Origin of the sequence: Streptomyces griseorubiginosus (genome assembly GCF_001514195.1) — a bacterium.
In the GTDB taxonomy this organism is placed as follows: Bacteria; Actinomycetota; Actinomycetes; order Streptomycetales; family Streptomycetaceae; genus Streptomyces; species Streptomyces griseorubiginosus.
Genome location: NZ_KQ948736.1, coordinates 775,581 through 791,035 on the forward strand (window position 1 = coordinate 775,581; position 15,455 = coordinate 791,035).

17 protein-coding genes are annotated in these 15,455 nt (G+C 72.0%); 8 read left to right on the top strand and 9 right to left on the bottom strand.

Annotated features, from left to right (window positions below):
* Window positions 1–38: 38 nt before the first annotated feature.
* Window positions 39–713, bottom strand: coding sequence for a winged helix-turn-helix transcriptional regulator (locus tag AQJ54_RS16115; RefSeq protein WP_062237994.1), 675 nt, complete (start codon window positions 711–713; stop codon window positions 39–41).
* A gap of 87 nt (window positions 714–800) precedes the next feature.
* On the opposite strand from AQJ54_RS16115, the gene AQJ54_RS16120 reads away from it, so the two are divergent.
* From AQJ54_RS16120 to AQJ54_RS16145, 6 genes are all read left to right on the top strand, one after another.
* Window positions 801–2,009, top strand: a complete 1,209-nt coding sequence (locus AQJ54_RS16120; RefSeq protein WP_062237996.1) for a pyridoxal phosphate-dependent aminotransferase — start codon at window positions 801–803, stop codon at window positions 2,007–2,009.
* Window positions 2,010–2,133: 124 nt separating this feature from the next.
* A complete protein-coding gene (locus tag AQJ54_RS16125) occupies window positions 2,134–4,569 on the top strand; it encodes a hypothetical protein (protein ID WP_062237999.1) in 2,436 nt (811 codons plus the stop codon).
* An 18-nt stretch (window positions 4,570–4,587) separates the two neighbouring features.
* Window positions 4,588–4,980: a DUF5955 family protein gene (locus AQJ54_RS16130; RefSeq protein ID WP_062021357.1), complete on the top strand. Its 393-nt coding sequence runs from the start codon at window positions 4,588–4,590 to the stop codon at window positions 4,978–4,980.
* 155 nt (window positions 4,981–5,135) lie between these two features.
* Window positions 5,136–5,735: a histidine phosphatase family protein gene (locus AQJ54_RS16135; protein ID WP_062021360.1), complete on the top strand. Its 600-nt coding sequence runs from the start codon at window positions 5,136–5,138 to the stop codon at window positions 5,733–5,735.
* Between the two features lie 163 nt (window positions 5,736–5,898).
* Window positions 5,899–6,534, top strand: a complete 636-nt coding sequence (locus tag AQJ54_RS16140) for a hypothetical protein (RefSeq protein WP_062238001.1) — start codon at window positions 5,899–5,901, stop codon at window positions 6,532–6,534.
* Between the two features lie 55 nt (window positions 6,535–6,589).
* Window positions 6,590–7,006 (top strand): acyl-CoA thioesterase, encoded by a 417-nt coding sequence (locus AQJ54_RS16145; protein WP_062238002.1) that lies wholly within the window; start codon window positions 6,590–6,592, stop codon window positions 7,004–7,006.
* Between the two features lie 194 nt (window positions 7,007–7,200).
* Here AQJ54_RS16145 and AQJ54_RS16150 read toward each other — a convergent pair whose 3' ends face one another.
* Window positions 7,201–8,064 (bottom strand): NAD(P)H-binding protein, encoded by an 864-nt coding sequence (locus tag AQJ54_RS16150; RefSeq protein ID WP_079069871.1) that lies wholly within the window; start codon window positions 8,062–8,064, stop codon window positions 7,201–7,203.
* Window positions 8,065–8,151: 87 nt separating this feature from the next.
* Between AQJ54_RS16150 and AQJ54_RS16155 the strand changes: the two genes are divergently transcribed.
* Together AQJ54_RS16155 and AQJ54_RS16160 are read left to right on the top strand one after the other, a co-directional pair.
* Window positions 8,152–8,967, top strand: a complete 816-nt coding sequence (locus tag AQJ54_RS16155) for an AraC family transcriptional regulator (protein WP_062238004.1) — start codon at window positions 8,152–8,154, stop codon at window positions 8,965–8,967.
* 37 nt (window positions 8,968–9,004) lie between these two features.
* Window positions 9,005–9,814 carry a chitosanase gene (locus AQJ54_RS16160; RefSeq protein WP_062238006.1) on the top strand — a complete coding sequence of 270 codons (810 nt, stop codon included), beginning with the start codon at window positions 9,005–9,007 and terminating at the stop codon, window positions 9,812–9,814.
* Here AQJ54_RS16160 and AQJ54_RS16165 read toward each other — a convergent pair.
* The 7 genes from AQJ54_RS16165 to AQJ54_RS16195 form a co-directional block, all read right to left on the bottom strand.
* Window positions 9,799–11,175, bottom strand: a complete 1,377-nt coding sequence (locus AQJ54_RS16165) for a nucleobase:cation symporter-2 family protein (RefSeq protein WP_062238008.1) — start codon at window positions 11,173–11,175, stop codon at window positions 9,799–9,801. The genes AQJ54_RS16160 and AQJ54_RS16165 overlap by 16 nt on opposite strands.
* A gap of 315 nt (window positions 11,176–11,490) precedes the next feature.
* Window positions 11,491–12,870, bottom strand: coding sequence for an 8-oxoguanine deaminase (locus AQJ54_RS16170; RefSeq protein ID WP_062238010.1), 1,380 nt, complete (start codon window positions 12,868–12,870; stop codon window positions 11,491–11,493).
* A gap of 10 nt (window positions 12,871–12,880) precedes the next feature.
* Window positions 12,881–13,801, bottom strand: a complete 921-nt coding sequence (gene pucL, locus AQJ54_RS16175) for a factor-independent urate hydroxylase (protein ID WP_062021378.1) — start codon at window positions 13,799–13,801, stop codon at window positions 12,881–12,883.
* A gap of 4 nt (window positions 13,802–13,805) precedes the next feature.
* On the bottom strand, window positions 13,806–14,201 hold the full coding sequence (gene uraH / locus AQJ54_RS16180) for a hydroxyisourate hydrolase (RefSeq protein WP_062021381.1): 396 nt from the start codon (window positions 14,199–14,201) through the stop codon (window positions 13,806–13,808).
* A 15-nt stretch (window positions 14,202–14,216) separates the two neighbouring features.
* Entirely contained in the window at window positions 14,217–14,726 is a 510-nt protein-coding gene (gene uraD / locus AQJ54_RS16185) for a 2-oxo-4-hydroxy-4-carboxy-5-ureidoimidazoline decarboxylase (protein ID WP_062238012.1), read from the bottom strand.
* Window positions 14,727–14,810: 84 nt separating this feature from the next.
* Window positions 14,811–15,119 (bottom strand): helix-turn-helix domain-containing protein, encoded by a 309-nt coding sequence (locus AQJ54_RS16190; RefSeq protein ID WP_174857039.1) that lies wholly within the window; start codon window positions 15,117–15,119, stop codon window positions 14,811–14,813.
* A gap of 47 nt (window positions 15,120–15,166) precedes the next feature.
* Entirely contained in the window at window positions 15,167–15,418 is a 252-nt protein-coding gene (locus AQJ54_RS16195) for a YkoF family thiamine-binding protein (protein WP_062238673.1), read from the bottom strand.
* Between the last annotated feature and the right edge of the window lie 37 nt (window positions 15,419–15,455).

Consider the following 15,455-nt stretch of genomic DNA (forward strand, 5'->3'; position numbering starts at 1 on the left):
CTCTCAAGAAGGCCCGCTCCGGCGGGCCTTCTGCTTGTTCAGGACTCTCCGAGCGACTCAGCGAGCGGCCCTCCGAGCCTCTCTCCGACCGCCTCTCTGAGCACCTTGGCGATCGGGCCGTCCCCGGTCACCTCGACCCGGCCGTCACGCACCGCGTCCGGCAGGCTCGACTCCCCCCGGGCGAGCTCCCCGCAGGTCTCCGCGTCCAGGACGAGCCGGGCGTCGGGCTCCTGGGGGGCCGGCCCGTCGCCGTACGCGGGACCGGTGGGTGCTCCGACGTACAGATGGAAGTCGCCCTCCTCCAGGCGCACTTCGACGAGTCCCTCGCCCTCCAGCGAGCGCAGCAACGGCAGCGCGAACCAGTGCGCGCGCACCGCGTCGGTGGGCCGCCGCTCGCCGAGCTCGGGACCTCCCCAGGCGCCGAGAGCCTGGAGCACGGGCAGCAACTCGCTGCCGCGTGCGGTGAGTTCGTAGACGTAGGCCGCGCCGGGCGGGGGCAGCCGGCGTCGCGTGGTGAGGCCGTCGCGCTCCATGTCCTTCAGCCGTGAGGCGAGTACGTCCGTGCTGACGCCCGGCAGGTCGGCGTGCAGGTCCGTGTAGCGGCGCGGGCCGGCCAGCAGTTCCCGGACGATCAGCAGGGTCCAGCGGTCGCCCACGACGTCGAGGGCACGGGCCGCGGAGCAGTACTGGTCGTAGCTTCGGCGAGGTGACATGCGACGCAGTCTAGACAAGTTGTTGGACTTTCCAAGCTGCCACTTGGTAAAACCAAGCAACACACGAAACCGGAGAGGCAGCAGCGCATGGAGTTCCGGCAGTCGAACAAGCTCAGCGAGGTCTGCTACGAGATCCGCGGCCCGGTGATCGAGCACGCCGACGCACTGGAGAAGGCGGGGCACAGCGTGCTGCGCCTGAACACCGGCAACCCCGCGCTGTTCGGCTTCGAGGCGCCGGAGGAGATCCTCCAGGACATGATCCGGATGCTCCCGCAGGCCCACGGCTACACCGACTCGCGCGGCGTCCTCTCCGCCCGCCGGGCCGTGGCCGGGCGCTACCAGACCCTGGGCCTGGACGTCGGCGTCGACGACGTCTACCTCGGCAACGGCATCTCCGAGCTGATCTCCATGGCCGTACAGGCGCTGGTCGAGGACGGCGACGAAATCCTCATCCCCGCACCGGACTTCCCGCTCTGGACGGCCGTCACCACACTCGCCGGCGGCAAGGCGGTCCACTACCTGTGCGACGAACAGGCCGACTGGTACCCGGATCTGGACGACATGGCGTCGAAGATCACGGACCGCACCAAGGCCGTCGTCATCATCAACCCGAACAACCCCACCGGCGCGGTCTACCCGAAGGAGATCATCGAGGGCATCCTCGACCTGGCCCGCCGGCACGGTCTGATGGTGTTCGCCGACGAGATCTACGACCAGATCCTGTACGACGACGCCGTGCACCACTCCGTGGCCGCGCTCGCGCCCGACCTGGTCGTGCTGACCTTCTGCGGTCTGTCGAAGACGTACCGGGTGGCGGGCTTCCGCTCGGGCTGGCTGGTGGTCACCGGTCCCAGGCAGCACGCGAAGAACTACCTGGAGGGCCTGACCATGCTGGCCTCCATGCGGCTGTGCGCCAACGCGCCCGCCCAGTACGCCATCCAGGCGGCCCTCGGCGGCCGGCAGTCCATCCACGAACTCACCGCCCCCGGTGGCCGGCTGCACGAACAGCGCACCGTGGCCTGGGAGAAGCTGAACGAGATCCCCGGGGTGTCGTGCGTAAAGCCGAAGGGCTCGCTGTACGCCTTCCCGCGTCTGGACCCCAAGGTCCACAGGATCCACGACGACGAGAAGTTCGTCCTGGACCTGCTGCTGCGGGAGAAGATCCAGGTCGTCCAGGGCACCGGCTTCAACTGGCCGACGCCGGACCACTTCCGCATCCTGACGCTGCCCCACGCGGAGGACCTGGAGGCGGCGATCGGGCGGATCGGGAGGTTCCTGAGCGGCTATCGGCAGTAGCCCGCCGTACGGCTTGAAGTCGCCTGCTGTTGCCTGGTGTTGCCGGGGTTCACAGCCGGGGAGAGCGGGGATGCCCTAGAGTGCGGCCACTGATCCGCAGGGCCGGGGGACAGGGGGATCCCGGGTGTTGTCGTCTCGTCGGCGCGTCTCGCGCGCTTCCTCGGCCTTACGGGGCCGGCTCGCACTGCTTGTCCTGAGCCTCGTCCTGCTGGGCAGCCCCTGGGTGCAGCAGCCCATCTGGGACCGCTACGAGCGCAAGTTCTACATCGAGGCGTCCGACAGCACGACCCTGCGCCGGCTGTTCGAAGCGGCGTTCGTCCCGCGCTGGGACACCTCCTCCGCCCGGTACGGCACCACGTCGGGTCTGGTCGTGAACGACCTCGCCGTGCTGTTCCTGATCGCGGGGCTCGCCTTCTTCCTATGGCGGATGACGGCCCGCGGGAGAGCGGGCCGGATCCGCTGCCTCGTCGTGGGCCTGGCGGTCCCGGTGGCGGCCAACCTGCTGTGGTGGGGCCTGCACACGACCTTCGTGTCCGGGGTACCGCTGGGACCGAGCGACGAGATGCTGGACTACCTGCTGCCCAGCGGCCTCCTGTTCGGGCTGGTGGCCGGTGCCCTGCTGCTGGTGGTCACGACCGGCCTGCCCCGCGGGGGCGGCAGCGCCGGCACGAGCTCCATCGGCGCCGTGACGGCGCCGCTCCGACGCTGGAGAGAGGGAGGGCTCGGTATGACGACCGCGCCGGTCCACATGCCGGTCGGGAGCGCGCCGGGTGACGTCACCCGGTATCTGTGCGCCGCGGCCTACGTCGACGAGGGCTTCGCCGAGCGGGTGGTCGAGGACGTCCTGGCCGACGAGGCGGGCGCCGTGGCGGCCTCGCCCGACGTCGACCTGGTCGCGGTGGTGCGCCACTGTCTGACGGCCCAGGAGCTGCGGCAGCGCCGCGACCTGCGGCTGACCGCGGCCTTCGCCGCGGTGGGGGTGTTCGCGCCGCTGTGGCTGCTGTTCGTGACCGTGTTCCTGTCGACCACCCGGCAGGCCGTCACCCGGCCGAGCCTGGCCACCCGCGGCCGCCACCAGCCGCAGGGCAAGGCGCTGGTCGGCACCGCGGTCGCCGCCGGCTTCGCGGTGGTCCTCGCCTTCGTCCTCGGTTTCCTCGTCTCCATGCTGCCCGCCCCCGGCTTCGTGAGCTGGCTGCTGGGCTCCTATCTGGCCGGGGTGCCGGCCGCCCTGCTGTCCGTGGCGGCCGTGGCGTACGCCTACGCCACCGTCGTACGCCACGATCTCGACGTCGACCGGCTGCTGCGCACGACCATGACCCGCGAGGCGTTCGCCCGGCAGCCGCGGCCGACCGTCCCGCGACGCAAGTGGATGGCCGAGCGGCTGGCGGCCATCAGGGAGGCGCAGGACGGGAACGTCACGGTCTACAGCGGGTTCACGCCCTTCATCGGGTACGCGAGGTCCGCGGCGCAGTGGTCCCTCGCGGTGCCGCTGCTGCCCGCGGACGGCCCCGTCGGCGGGCTGTCGCGACCGGGCGGTCCGGAGGCGTTCACCGTCGCCGAACTCGTCGACCAGGTACGCGCGCGACTGCGGACGACCGCCGCGGCCGGCGGCACGGCCGACGCGGCCGACGCGGCGGTGACGGACGCGGCGCAGGCCCCCGGGCCTTCCGTATCCAACGGAACGGCCGGAACCCACGGACCCGCCCGATCCCCCGCACCGCTCGACTCCCTCGTCATCGAGGACCGGGTCTTCGCGAGCGGCACCGGCATCGGGGAGGACGAGCGGTTCATCAGGACCAGGAGCCTCGCCCCGGCCGCCCGGCTGTCGGCGGACGAGGTCGAGCGGATCATGGAGCACCCCACCGGTACGGTCCGCCACCATCTGGCGGTCCATGTGCCGCTGTGGGGCGGGGACGTGGTGCCGAGCCTGTTCCTGCACTTCTCGACCACGGGGCGCACGCTGCACCTGCATTGCAGCAACCATGTGCTCGGTCCGGTGCGCGCCGAGTACCACGTCGTGGACCGGCTGCGCGGACCCCTGTCCCCCTCCGCGCGGCGGGGGCTGCTGCTGGACGCGGTCCCCCGCACCGGCAAGGCCTTCTACGCGGCGCCCTTCCGCGCACTGCGGCAGGCGTACTTCGACGAGCGGCACAGCAGACGGATGGTGGACGAGCTCCGGGCGCTGGAGCAGGACCCGGTCTACGACTTCGGGGCGCGGGTGAGCGTCCGGGAGCTGGCACTGAGCCCCGACTACCAGAACTACTTCCAGGTCGTGGACGCCGCGCGGATCACGGCCCTGGTGGAGCGGCACACCCTCGCCGCGATCCGTGAGTTCCTCGAGGCGCGCGGCTACGACATCACCGACTTCCGCGCCCAGCAGCAGACCATCCTCAACCAGGGGCTCATCCAACAGGGCGGCACCAGCATCATCGGCAACCAGGCGATCGGCGCGGGGGCGAGCGCCACGCAGAACTTCCCGCAGCAGCAGTCGGGCCCCTCCACGGCGCTCGGTGCCGTGGGCGGGCCCGGACCGGGTGCCCCGTCCGGATCGGGCACGTAGACCGAGGAGGTCCTCACCATGGGCAGCGACGACGGACGCCAGGACCCTCCGGTCAACAACGGCGTCATGATCAGCGGCGGCACGCACCACGTCGGCAACCAGGCGGTGGGACACCGTGCCCAGGCCTTCTCCGGCTCGGTCTCCTTCCAGCCCCAGGACGCCGAGCGTACGGCGGAACTCCTCGCGTACGTGGAGCGGTTGCTGGACGAACACCGGGCGGCGCTGGCCGACCCGGAGGCCACGACCAGGGAACTCCGCCGCCTGCGCGAGGAACTGGACGAGCCCGAACCCGAGCCCACGGTCCTGCGCCGGGCCCTGACCCGCCTGAACGAGTTCGTCCAGCCGGTGACGCCGTTGGTGGTGGCGGTGGGTCAGCTCGCACAGTCGGTGCAGGGGTTGCCGGGGCTGTGAGGCTCCTCAGCCGCGGGGCCGTGAGGTGATCCCGCCGGCGAGGCTGTGAGGTGACCCGGCGGCCAGGCGCGAGACGGCCCCGCCGGCGGGGCTCGCCCTGCGAAGCCCACGGCCCTGTGGCACGGTGCTGGGAGGCCACTGGGAAAGGTACGGGCGTGGGTGATCTCTTTCTGGTGCGGCACGGGGAGACCGAGTGGTCGCGGTCCGGGCGGCACACCGGCTGGACGGACGTGCCGCTGACCGAGCGCGGCCGGCAGGAGGCGCGCGGCCTGGTGCCGCTGATCCGCTCCCACCGCGTCGGCGCCGCCTTCGTCAGCCCCCTCCAGCGGGCGCGCGAGACCGCGGAGCTCATCGGCCTGCACGATCTCCGGGTCGACGTCGACCTGCGCGAGTGGGACTACGGCGGCTACGAGGGCGTAACGACCGTCGAGATCCAGCGCGAGCGCCCGGACTGGTTCCTGTTCACGGACGGCGTGGCGCCCGGCCCGCCCGACCACCCCGGGGAGAGTCCGGAGCAGGTGGGAGAGCGCGCGGACCGGGTCCTGGCCAAGGTGGACGCGGCGCACGCCAACACCGAGGGGTGCGTGGTGCTGGTCGCGCACGGTCACTTCCTGCGGGTCCTCACCGCCCGCCGGCTGGGCCTGCCCGCGTCGGCCGGGGCACTGTTCCAGCTGGCCACGGGGACGCTGTGCCGGCTGGGGACGGAGCACGGGCGGCCGGTGATCGCCGGGTGGAATGTCAGACCCACGTCGTAGCCTTCGAAGCGAAGGGGCGGTGATCCGCGCGGCCCGCGGTGCGACGTGCGGTACGACCGCTCGGGTGGCCCGGATTGCCCGGGTCCTCTGAGTCGTCCCTGCCGCCCGCTGCCTGCCGCCCGTTGCCCGCTGCCCGTCGCCCGTCGCCCGGAAGGAGCACGCCGTGACCCGACCGCCCACCGCCGCCCAGCGGCGTGTCATCGACGCCGCCGATCCCGTCACCGGCCGGCTCAAGGGCACGGAGTCCCAGCTGGACGCACTGGTCAAGCGTGGTCTCGCCTTCCGGCACCCCCGGCCGCCGCACGACCACTTCCTGACCCCGGCCGGCCACCGCGTACGCGAGACGGCCGCCGCGGTTCCCGAGCAGCCCCCCGCCACCGATCCCGCCCCCGCCCCCGGCGTGTTCACGGCCCATGTCGGGGGCACCGAGGAACCCGCCGACACCGGTCCGGCCCGGGTGCGCGAGGTGCACAGCGCCTGGCAGGGGCTGCTGGAGCTGCGCCGGATGACCAATCCGGACGGCGCCACGGACCGGCCGTGCGGCTGGGAGCGCGGCCACCTCGTCCCGGCGGCCGCCCTGGCCCTGGAGGCGGCCGGCCATGCCCCGGAGGCGGGCGGCGCGCCCGGCTACCGGGTGCGCGCGACCCCGCAGCCGGAGGCCGTCGCCGTGCACGCCCCCGAGGGCGAGGCGCTGCGGGCCTGCGCGAGCACGCTGGAGCAGGCGGGCTGGCAGGTCGGCGAGTACACGCAGCCGCGCACCGGAACCCGCTACCTGCTGGCCTCGCCACGCCGGGTGTAGAGGGCACGTGTCAGGATCGGTTCCGGTAACTGCCGTGGCGTGAGAGGGGATTGACGTGAGTGAGCCGTTTTCCGTACCGGTGACCGTCCGCGGGTACGAGACGGACGTACAGGGTCACCTCAACCAGAGCGTGTACCTCAACTACGCCGAGCACGCCCGCTGGTCGCTGCTGAGGGCCGCCGGGATCACCCAGGCCGGGCTCATCGGCAGCGGGGTGGGTCCGGTGGCGCTGGAGACCACCATCCGCTACCTGAGGGAGCTGCTGGCGGGTGACGAGGTGGAGGTGAGCTGCGGCTTCGAGTGGGGCGAGGGCAAGACGTTCCGCATCCAGCAGACGATCCGCAAGAAGGACGGCACCGTGGCGGCCGAGATCACCGCGGTCGGCGGCCTGATGAACCTGAGCGAGCGGCGCCTGGTCCCGAACCCGGGCGAGGTCCTCAAGGGGCTGGCCACGGACCCGGCCCTGCTGTAGCCCGCTCCCCCGGGTCAGCACTCGGCGCGGCTCAGACGGGCGCCCGGACGGCGTGAGTGCGTACTGGACGCGGGGCGGGACCGTCGGGTGCACGGACGGGCTCACGTTCACGGACACGGGCTACGAAGTACCGTCCCCCCGGCGTCCCCCGGCGTCCCCCGGCGTCCCCCGGCGTCCCCCGGTGCCTCTCCAGCTCATCCCCCGCCGAACATCCCCCTGTGGTCCCGCGCCCACTCCCGATACATCCGCGCCGGACGGCCCAGCACCTCCGCGACATCCCCGGTGACCACCTCGTTGCCGCCCTCGGCCACGAAGCGGACACTGCGCAGCATGGCCTGGGCGGACTCCTCGCTCCAGCCGGAGGCGACCAGCAGGGCGCGGGTCTCCGGCGGGGTGAGATCGCGCAGTTCCACGCGGCGGCCGAGCACCTCGCCCAGCACGCCGGCCTGGTCCTGGGGGCTGAGGGTCTCGGGGCCGGTCAAGGTGTACGTCCGTCCCGTATGGCCGGGGTCGATCAGTGCGGCTGCCGCGATCTCGGCGACGTCGCGCGGGTCCACGACCCCTTGCCGGCCCGAGCCCAGCATGTTCGGCACCGGCTCACCCGAGCGGAGCGGCCCGGCCCAGCTCAGCGTGTTGGACGCGAAGACCGACGGTCGCAGGATCACCCACTCCAGGCCGCTCGCCCGGACCGCCTCCTCACCCCGGCCGTGTGCGACACCGCCCAGGCCGGTCCGGGTGTCCCCGGCCATGATCGCCGAGAGCTTCACGATCCGCCGTACCCCCGCCGCCCGTGCGGCCTCGGCCATCCCCCGGTCGCTGTCCGCGTCCTCCGGGCCGAAGACACCCACGAGGAACGCCGAGTCGACGCCCGTCATGGCCGCCGCGAGAGCCCCGGCGTCCCGGTGGTGGCCGCGGGCCGCCTCCACGCCGGGCGGCAACTGGGCCGCGGCCGGGTCGCGGGTGAGCGCCCGCACCTTCTCACCTCGCGCCAGGAGCTGTCGTAGGACCTCACCGCCGATGGTGCCCGTGGCACCCGTCACCAGAATCATGGCCACCACGGTGGGGGCCGGACCGTCGCGGCCGATAGGAAATTCCGGCACGTTTCGCGGGCCCGGACACCGGGGCCGTCCGCTTACCGTGGACGGGTGACCGACTCCGCCGCCGAACCCGCCCCGCGCCTCCCGGACGAGCTGCGACCGTGGATCGCCGAGACCGGGACCGGCACCGGCACCGGGACCGGCACCGAGGACGCCGATCCGCCGAAGGTCTTCGTGCGGCTGCCGGACTCCGCGACCAAGCTGCTCGTCCGTACCGAGGGGACCGGCCGGCCGGCCCTGCTGGTGTCCGGCCCGAGGGTCCGGGCCACCTATCACCGAGGCAAGCCCTCCGTGTCCTGCACGGAGTTCCGGCTGCCGCCGGGCACCGTGCGGGCGGTGCTGGGCGTGCCGGCCGTCGAGCTCGTCGGACGGGTCGTCCCGCTGGGCGCGCTGCCCGGGCGGACCGCGCGGCAGCTGGCGTACGAGCTCGGGCGGCTGGACCACGAGGGCGCGGTGGCCCGCCTCGCGGACCTCCTTCCGGACCGGCTGCCCACCCCGGCCGGCGGGACGAGGCACGCGCTGCTGCGGGCCGCGGTGACCGCGCTGTCGGTCCGGTCGGACCGGATACCCGGTCAGGTCGGTGACGTGGCGCGTGAACTCGCCGTCAGCGAGCGCCAGTTGCGCAACCTGTTCAGCGACGGTGTCGGCCTCTCCCCCAAGCACTACGCCCGTATCGACCGGGTCCGTGCCGTGCTGGCCCACGCCGACGAGCTCCGCTGGGCCGATCTGGCCGTCGTCACCGGCTACTACGACCAGTCCCACATGACGTCCGACTTCCGCGCCCTGATGGGTGTCCCGCCGCGCTCCTACTTCACCGGACGGCTTCCCGCTCCCGGGTCCTGCCAGGCGATCGACAGCCCTTAGCCCTGCACAGCGCTCCTGCTGGAGACTTGGAGACGATGTGGCCTTCCTGTCCAGAGCGGCCGCCCGCCGTACCCTGCTCGCCGCGCTCGGGGCCGGAGTGCTGAGCGCCGGATGGCCGTCCGCCGACCCCGTGGGCCCGAGCGGGCTCGACGCGCCGGCCAAGAAGGACCTCGCGATGCGGCTGGTGTCCAGCGCGGAGAACTCCTCGCTGGACTGGCGGGCGCAGTACGCGTACATCGAGGACATCGGCGACGGCCGCGGCTACACCGCCGGCATCATCGGGTTCTGCTCCGGCACGAGCGACATGCTGGCGCTGGTCGAGCTCTACACGGACCGGGTGCCCCGCAACCCCCTCGCCCCGTATCTGCCCGCCCTGCGCGCGGTGGACGGCACCGGCTCGCACGAGGGTCTCGACCCCGGCTTCCCGGCGGCCTGGCGGGCGGCGGCGCGGACCTCCGCGTTCCGCAGGGCGCAGCGGGACGAGCGGGACCGCGGCTACTTCGACCCGGCGGTCGCGCGCGCCAAGAAGGACGGCCTCGGCACGCTCGGGCAGTTCATCTACTACGACGCGATGGTCATGCACGGTCCGGGCAGCGACGCGCGCAGCTTCGGCGGCATCCGCGACCGGGCCCGCGCGCGGGCGGACACCCCTGCGGACGGCGGTGACCAGACGGTGTATCTGCACGCCTTTCTGGACGCGCGCGTACGGGCGATGAAGCAGGAGGCGGCGCACCGGGACGTGAGCCGGGTCGAGACCGCCCAGCGGCTGTTCCTCACCGCGGGCAATCTCGACCTGGACACCCCGCTCAAGTGGCGGGTGTACGGCGACAGTTACGAGATCGACTGAGCCGGGACGGCCTCCATGGGGTGGGTGACCTCCCGTGCGTCCCGCCCGTCCCGGGCGCCCCGACCGAGGTGGTTGAAGACCAGGTTCAGCACCACCGCGGCGACACAGCCGGTCGAGATCCCCGAGTCCAGGACGATCTTCGCGGTCTCGGGGAAGGCGTGGTAGAACTCCGGCGCGGTGATCGGGATCATGCCGACGGCCAGCGAGACGGCGACGATCAGGACGTTGTTGTCCTTGTCCAGGCCCGCCTTGGCCAGGGTCTGGATGCCGCTCGCGGCGACCGAGCCGAACAGGACCACTCCGGCGCCGCCGAGCACCGGGCGCGGTACGACGGCGATGAGCGAGGCGGCCATGGGGCACAGGCCCATCAGCACCAGGAAGGCGCCGCCGGTGGCGACGACGTACCGGCTGCGGATCCTCGTCATCGCGACGAGACCGATGTTCTGGGCGAAGGCGCTGCACATGAAGCCGTTGAACAGGGGGCTGAGGGCCGAGCCGAGGGTGTCGGCGCGCAGGCCGGCCGCGATGGTCCGCTCGTCGGCGGGGCGCTCCACGATCTCGCCCAACGCCAGCATGTCCGCGGTGGATTCGGTCATCGAGACCACCATGACCACGCACATCGAGAGGATCGCGGCGAGCTGGAACTGCGGGGCGCCGAAGTGGAAGGGGGTCGGGAAGCCGACCACGGCCGCGTCGGCGACGGGGGTGAAGTCCGTTGCCCCGAAGGGGATCGCGACCAGGGTGCCGGCCACCAGGCCGAGCAGTACGGCCACTTGCTTGACGAAGCCGCGGGTGAAGCGCCGGAGCAGCAGCACGATCGCCAGGGTGGCCGCCGCCAGGCCCAGGTTGGTCATCGAACCGTAGTCCCGCGCACCGGGGTTGGGCCCCTGGGCCCAGCCGAACGCGACCGGCAGGAGGGAGACGCCGATCAGGGTGATGACGGTCCCGGTGACGACCGGCGGGAAGAAGCGGATCGCCTTGCTGAAGAAGGGGGCGGCGAGGAAGCCGAGGAGGCCCGCCACGATCACCGCGCCGAAGATGACGGGCAGGGCGTCGGACTTGTCGCGCGTGGCGGCGACGATCGCGGTCATGGGGGCGACCCCGGCGAAGGTGACGCCGTTGACGAAGGGCAGCCGGGCGCCGATCCGCCAGACGCCGAGGGTCTGGAGGAAGGTGGCGAGGCCCGCGGTGAAGAGGCAGGCACCGGTCAGGAAGGTGAGGTCACGGGCGGTGAGGCCGATGGCCGCGCCGACGATCAGGGGTGGGGCGACGACTCCGGCGTACATGGCGGCCACGTGCTGGAGGCCGGTGGTCGCCATCTTCAGGGCGGGAAGTTTCTCGTCGACGGGGTGGACTGACACTGCGGCTCGCCTCCGGGCGGTTACACGTCGGCACTGACGTGGGTTTCATGGAGGTGGTGCGAGTGGTCGTGCGGGACCGTGACGGGGCGTTCTGGCGTTCCCGCCCATCTCAGCGTCCTCTGAGTCCAGGGAGGGAACGGGGACCGTTCCGGGGCGCGCGCGTCCGACGCGCGCCCCGGGCACGGCCGCCGTGGAACCCGGAACCGGGGTCCACGGCTGCCGGCCGAGAGCCGTCCCTCTCGGCCGGAGTACGGGGTGCGGCCGCGACCGGAGGACGGGCGGTTCCGCGTCCTCGGTCGCCGGTACGGCCGCCTCTCAGCCCTGTGCGGCGATCCGCGCGAGCCGCTGGGCCTGTGCCCGGGTGGAGCGGGCGACGGCGTCCTCGTCGACGTGCAACAGGCGGCTGTTCTCGACGATCTGACGGCCGTTCACGAACGAGGCCGTGACCGGGGCGGCCGCACCGAAGACCAGCGCGGTCACCGGGTCGGCGATCGAGGCGTGGGCCAGGGTGTCGAGCTTCCACAGGACCAGGTCGGCGAGCTTGCCCGCCTCCAGGGAGCCGGTCTCGGCCGCGCGGCCGAGGACCTGGGCGCCGCCGTACGTCCCGAGGCGCAGGGCCTGACGGGCGTTCAGGGCGGCCTCCCGGTGGGCGCCGAGCCGGTTGATGAGCAGCGCGTTGCGCAACTCGGTGTGCAGCTCGCCGGATTCGTTGGACGCCGTGCCGTCGACGCCGAGGCCCACCGGTACGCCGGCCGCGAGCATGTCGGGGACGCGGGCGATTCCCGCCGCCAGCCGGGCATTCGACGAAGGGCAGTGGGCCACGCCGGTCTTCGTCCGGGCGAACGCGGCGATGTCGGAGTCGTTCATGTGGACGCAGTGCGCCATCCACACGTCCTCGCCGAGCCAGCCGGTGGACTCGAAGTAGTCGGTCGGGCCCATGCCGAACAGTTCCTTGCAGAACTGCTCCTCCTCCACGGTCTCCGAGCCGTGGGTGTGCAGCCGCACCCCGAGGCGGCGGGCCAACTCGGCTCCCTCCCGCAGGAGTTCGGTCGAGACGGAGAACGGTGAGCAGGGTGCGACGGCCACCTGGGTCATGGCGTCGAAGGAGGAGTCGTGGTGCTCCTTGACGGTGGCCTCGGTCGCGGCGAGGGCGCCTTCGAGGGTCTCCACCGCGAAGTCCGGGGGCAGACCGCCGTCCTTCTCGCTGCGGTCCATGGAGCCGCGGGCGAGGGTGAAGCGGACGCCCGTCTCGCGGGCGGCGCGGATGATCGCGCCGGACAGGTCTCCCGAGTCCTTCGGGAAGACGTAGTGGTGGTCCATCGCGGTGGTCACGCCTCCGCGGGCCATCATCGCCAGCGACCCCTGCGCCGCCGCGTAGACCATCTCCTCGTCGATGCGCGCCCACGTCGGGTACAGCGCGACGAGCCAGTTGAAGAGGTTGTGGTCGGTGGCCAGGCCCCGGGTGATCCACTGGTAGTAGTGGTGGTGGGTGTTGACCAGGCCGGGCGTCACCAGGTGACCGGTGGCGTCGATCCGGCGCACCACGTCCTGGAGGCCCTGGGGAGCCGGGCCCGCGCCGAGGGACTCGATGCGGTTGCCGGCGATGACGACGTGGCCGGAGGCGTACTCGGTGTCGTCGGCGTCTACGGTCGCGATCGCACAGTTCTCGATCACGATGCGCTGAACTGCTGTCATGGTGCGCCCCTCAGAGGGTGGTCAGGTCCGCGGGGATCCTCGCCTCGCGGCCGTCCCGCAGGACGGTCGCCTCGATCAGGCCGTAGGGCCGGTCGGCGGCGAAGTACACCTCGTTGTCGTTCTTGAGCCCGAAGGGCTCCAGGTCCACCAGGAAATGGTGCTTGTTGGGGAGCGAGAAGCGGACCTCGTCGATCTCGTCACGGTTCTCGATGATCCGCGAGCCCATCTGGTACAGGGTCTGCTGGAGCGAGAGGGAGTAGGTCTCGGCGAAGGCCCGCAGCATGTGCTGCTTCGTCTGCTCGTACGACGCGTCCCAGTCGGGCATCTCCTGGGCGTCGTCGGTCCAGTTGAAGCGCCAGCGGCCGGAGACGTCGGTGGCCAGGATGCGGTCGTAGGCCTCGGGCAGCGTCGTGTACTTGTCCTTGACGTAGCCCCAGAACTCCGAGTCGGTCGAGTTCAGCACGGTCAGGTCCTTGAGGCCGGAGACGACCTCCCACGACGAGCCGTCGTAGGTGATCTGGGCGAGCCGGGTCTCCTGGCCCTTGCGCACGAAGGAGTGCCTGGCCTCCCCCGGCACCTCTATCCGCTCCCAGGTGTACTCCTCGATCCGGATGCGGGCCCGGTGGATCGGCTCCTGACTCGTGACGAAGTGCCGGGCGAGGTGGATGCCGAACTGCTCGGCGGACTCGATGCCGTGCTCCTTGGCGAACGCGTACACCGTGTTCTTGGTGGTGTCGGTCGGCAGGACACTGGCGTTGGAGCCGGAGTAGTGGACGTCGTCCATGGCGCCGCTCAGCGACACCGAGACGTTGAGGTCCTTGATGTGGTGGGTGGCGCCGTCCCGCGTGATCCTGACGACTCGGTTCTCGGCCTTGCCGTACTGGTTCTGTCCCAGGATGACAGGGCGGGCAGGGCGGGAAGTGTCGGTCATGTAGCTAGCTCCCTCGGTATACGGAGTAGCCGAACGGGTTGAGCAGCAGCGGTACGTGGTAGTGCTCGCCGGGCTGGACGGCGAACGTGATCGCCACCTCCGGGAAGAACACTCCGGCACCGCTGTCCCGATTCGCGGGGGCGTCCTGCTGCGCATCGGCTTGCTTCTTCAAGAAGTACGGTTCGACCTCGAAGTCGAGCCGTACGTGGCTGGTCCCCTCCGGCAGGGCCGGAAGATCCTTGCACCGGCCGTCCGCGTCGGTCGCGGAGCCGCCGAGCGCCTGCCATGCGGCGTCCCGGCCGCTGCGGGCCGCGAGCCGGACGGCGACTGCCTCGGCGGGGCGGCCGACGCTGGTGTCCAGGATGTGCGTGGACACGGAGGCGGTGGTGCTGGTGCTCATGGTCGGGCGTCCTCTTCAGTCTTCCGCGACGATGCGGGCGAGCCGGATACGGTTGATCTTGCCCAGCTCGGTGCGGACGATCTCGCGCTCCTGTTCCGGCGCGTTGCCGATCCGCTCCTTGACCGCGTCCCGCATCTCCTCGGCGCCGCGGCCGGTCGCGCAGATCAGGAAGACATGGCCGAACCGCTCCTGGTACGCCAGGTTGAGTTCGAGCATCTCGGTCTTGAGCGCGTCGCCGGCCGAGGCCATGCCGGACTGCTCCCGGGCGGAGGTCGGGTCGCCCGGTTTGGGGCGGCCGATCGGCGGGTGCCCGCCCATCGCCTCGCCGAGGTCGTCGGCGGTCAGCTCGGCCATGGCGGCGTCGCTGGTGGCGTAGAGGTCGTCCGCGGTCGCGTAGGGGCGGGCGGCGAGCAGACGCCGAGCCCACGCCGTGGAGGCGCACGCCTCGAGGAGGACGGCACGGGCCGCGGACTCCTCCAGGGCGTTGAACCGGGCCAGGCCGGGGGGCGTGGAAGTCGAAGTCACGACAGTCAGCTAACGCCCCGACGCGACATCACGTCAACACTTTGTTGAAAATTCGGGGTGACGAAACCCGCACGGCGGTGTTGCCTACGCTTTGTCCCGGTTCAGATAGTTGTAGACGGTGAAGCGGCTCACCCCGAGCGCGCTCGCCACGGTCTCCACGCCATGCCGCACCGAGAAGGCACCGCGCGCCTCCAGCACCCGTACGACCTCCTGCTTGGCCTTGCGGTCGAGGTCGGCGAGCGGCATCCCGCGCTTGCGCTCCATGGCGGCCAGGATGTGGTCGAGGGAGTCCGCGAGCTGGGGCAGCCGTACGGCGACGACGTCGGCGCCCTCCCAGGCGAGCACGACGTCGTCGGGGCCGGCCTCGTCCGGCGGGAGCAGCTCGCCGCCCATGGCGTCGACCAGCGGCTTGACCGCCGCGATGAACGGCTCGTCGGCGCTCACACGTCCCCTTCCGCGACCACGTTGACCTGGAGGGAGATCCGGGTGGCGCCCGCGGCGAGAGCCCTGTGCAACAGGGCGTCCACGGCACCGAGCACCTGGTCGGCGCCACCCTCGGCGGTGTTGCCGAACGGGCCGACGTCCACCGCGTCCAGTTCGGCCGCCTCGATGACCTCGCGGGCCACCAGGGCGTGCGCCGGGGCCTCGTCGAGGTCGAAGGGCTCGGTCGTGAACTCCACTCTCAATCGCACGCGCACAACCTAACCCGCGGTGCGGCTTTCCGCCGGG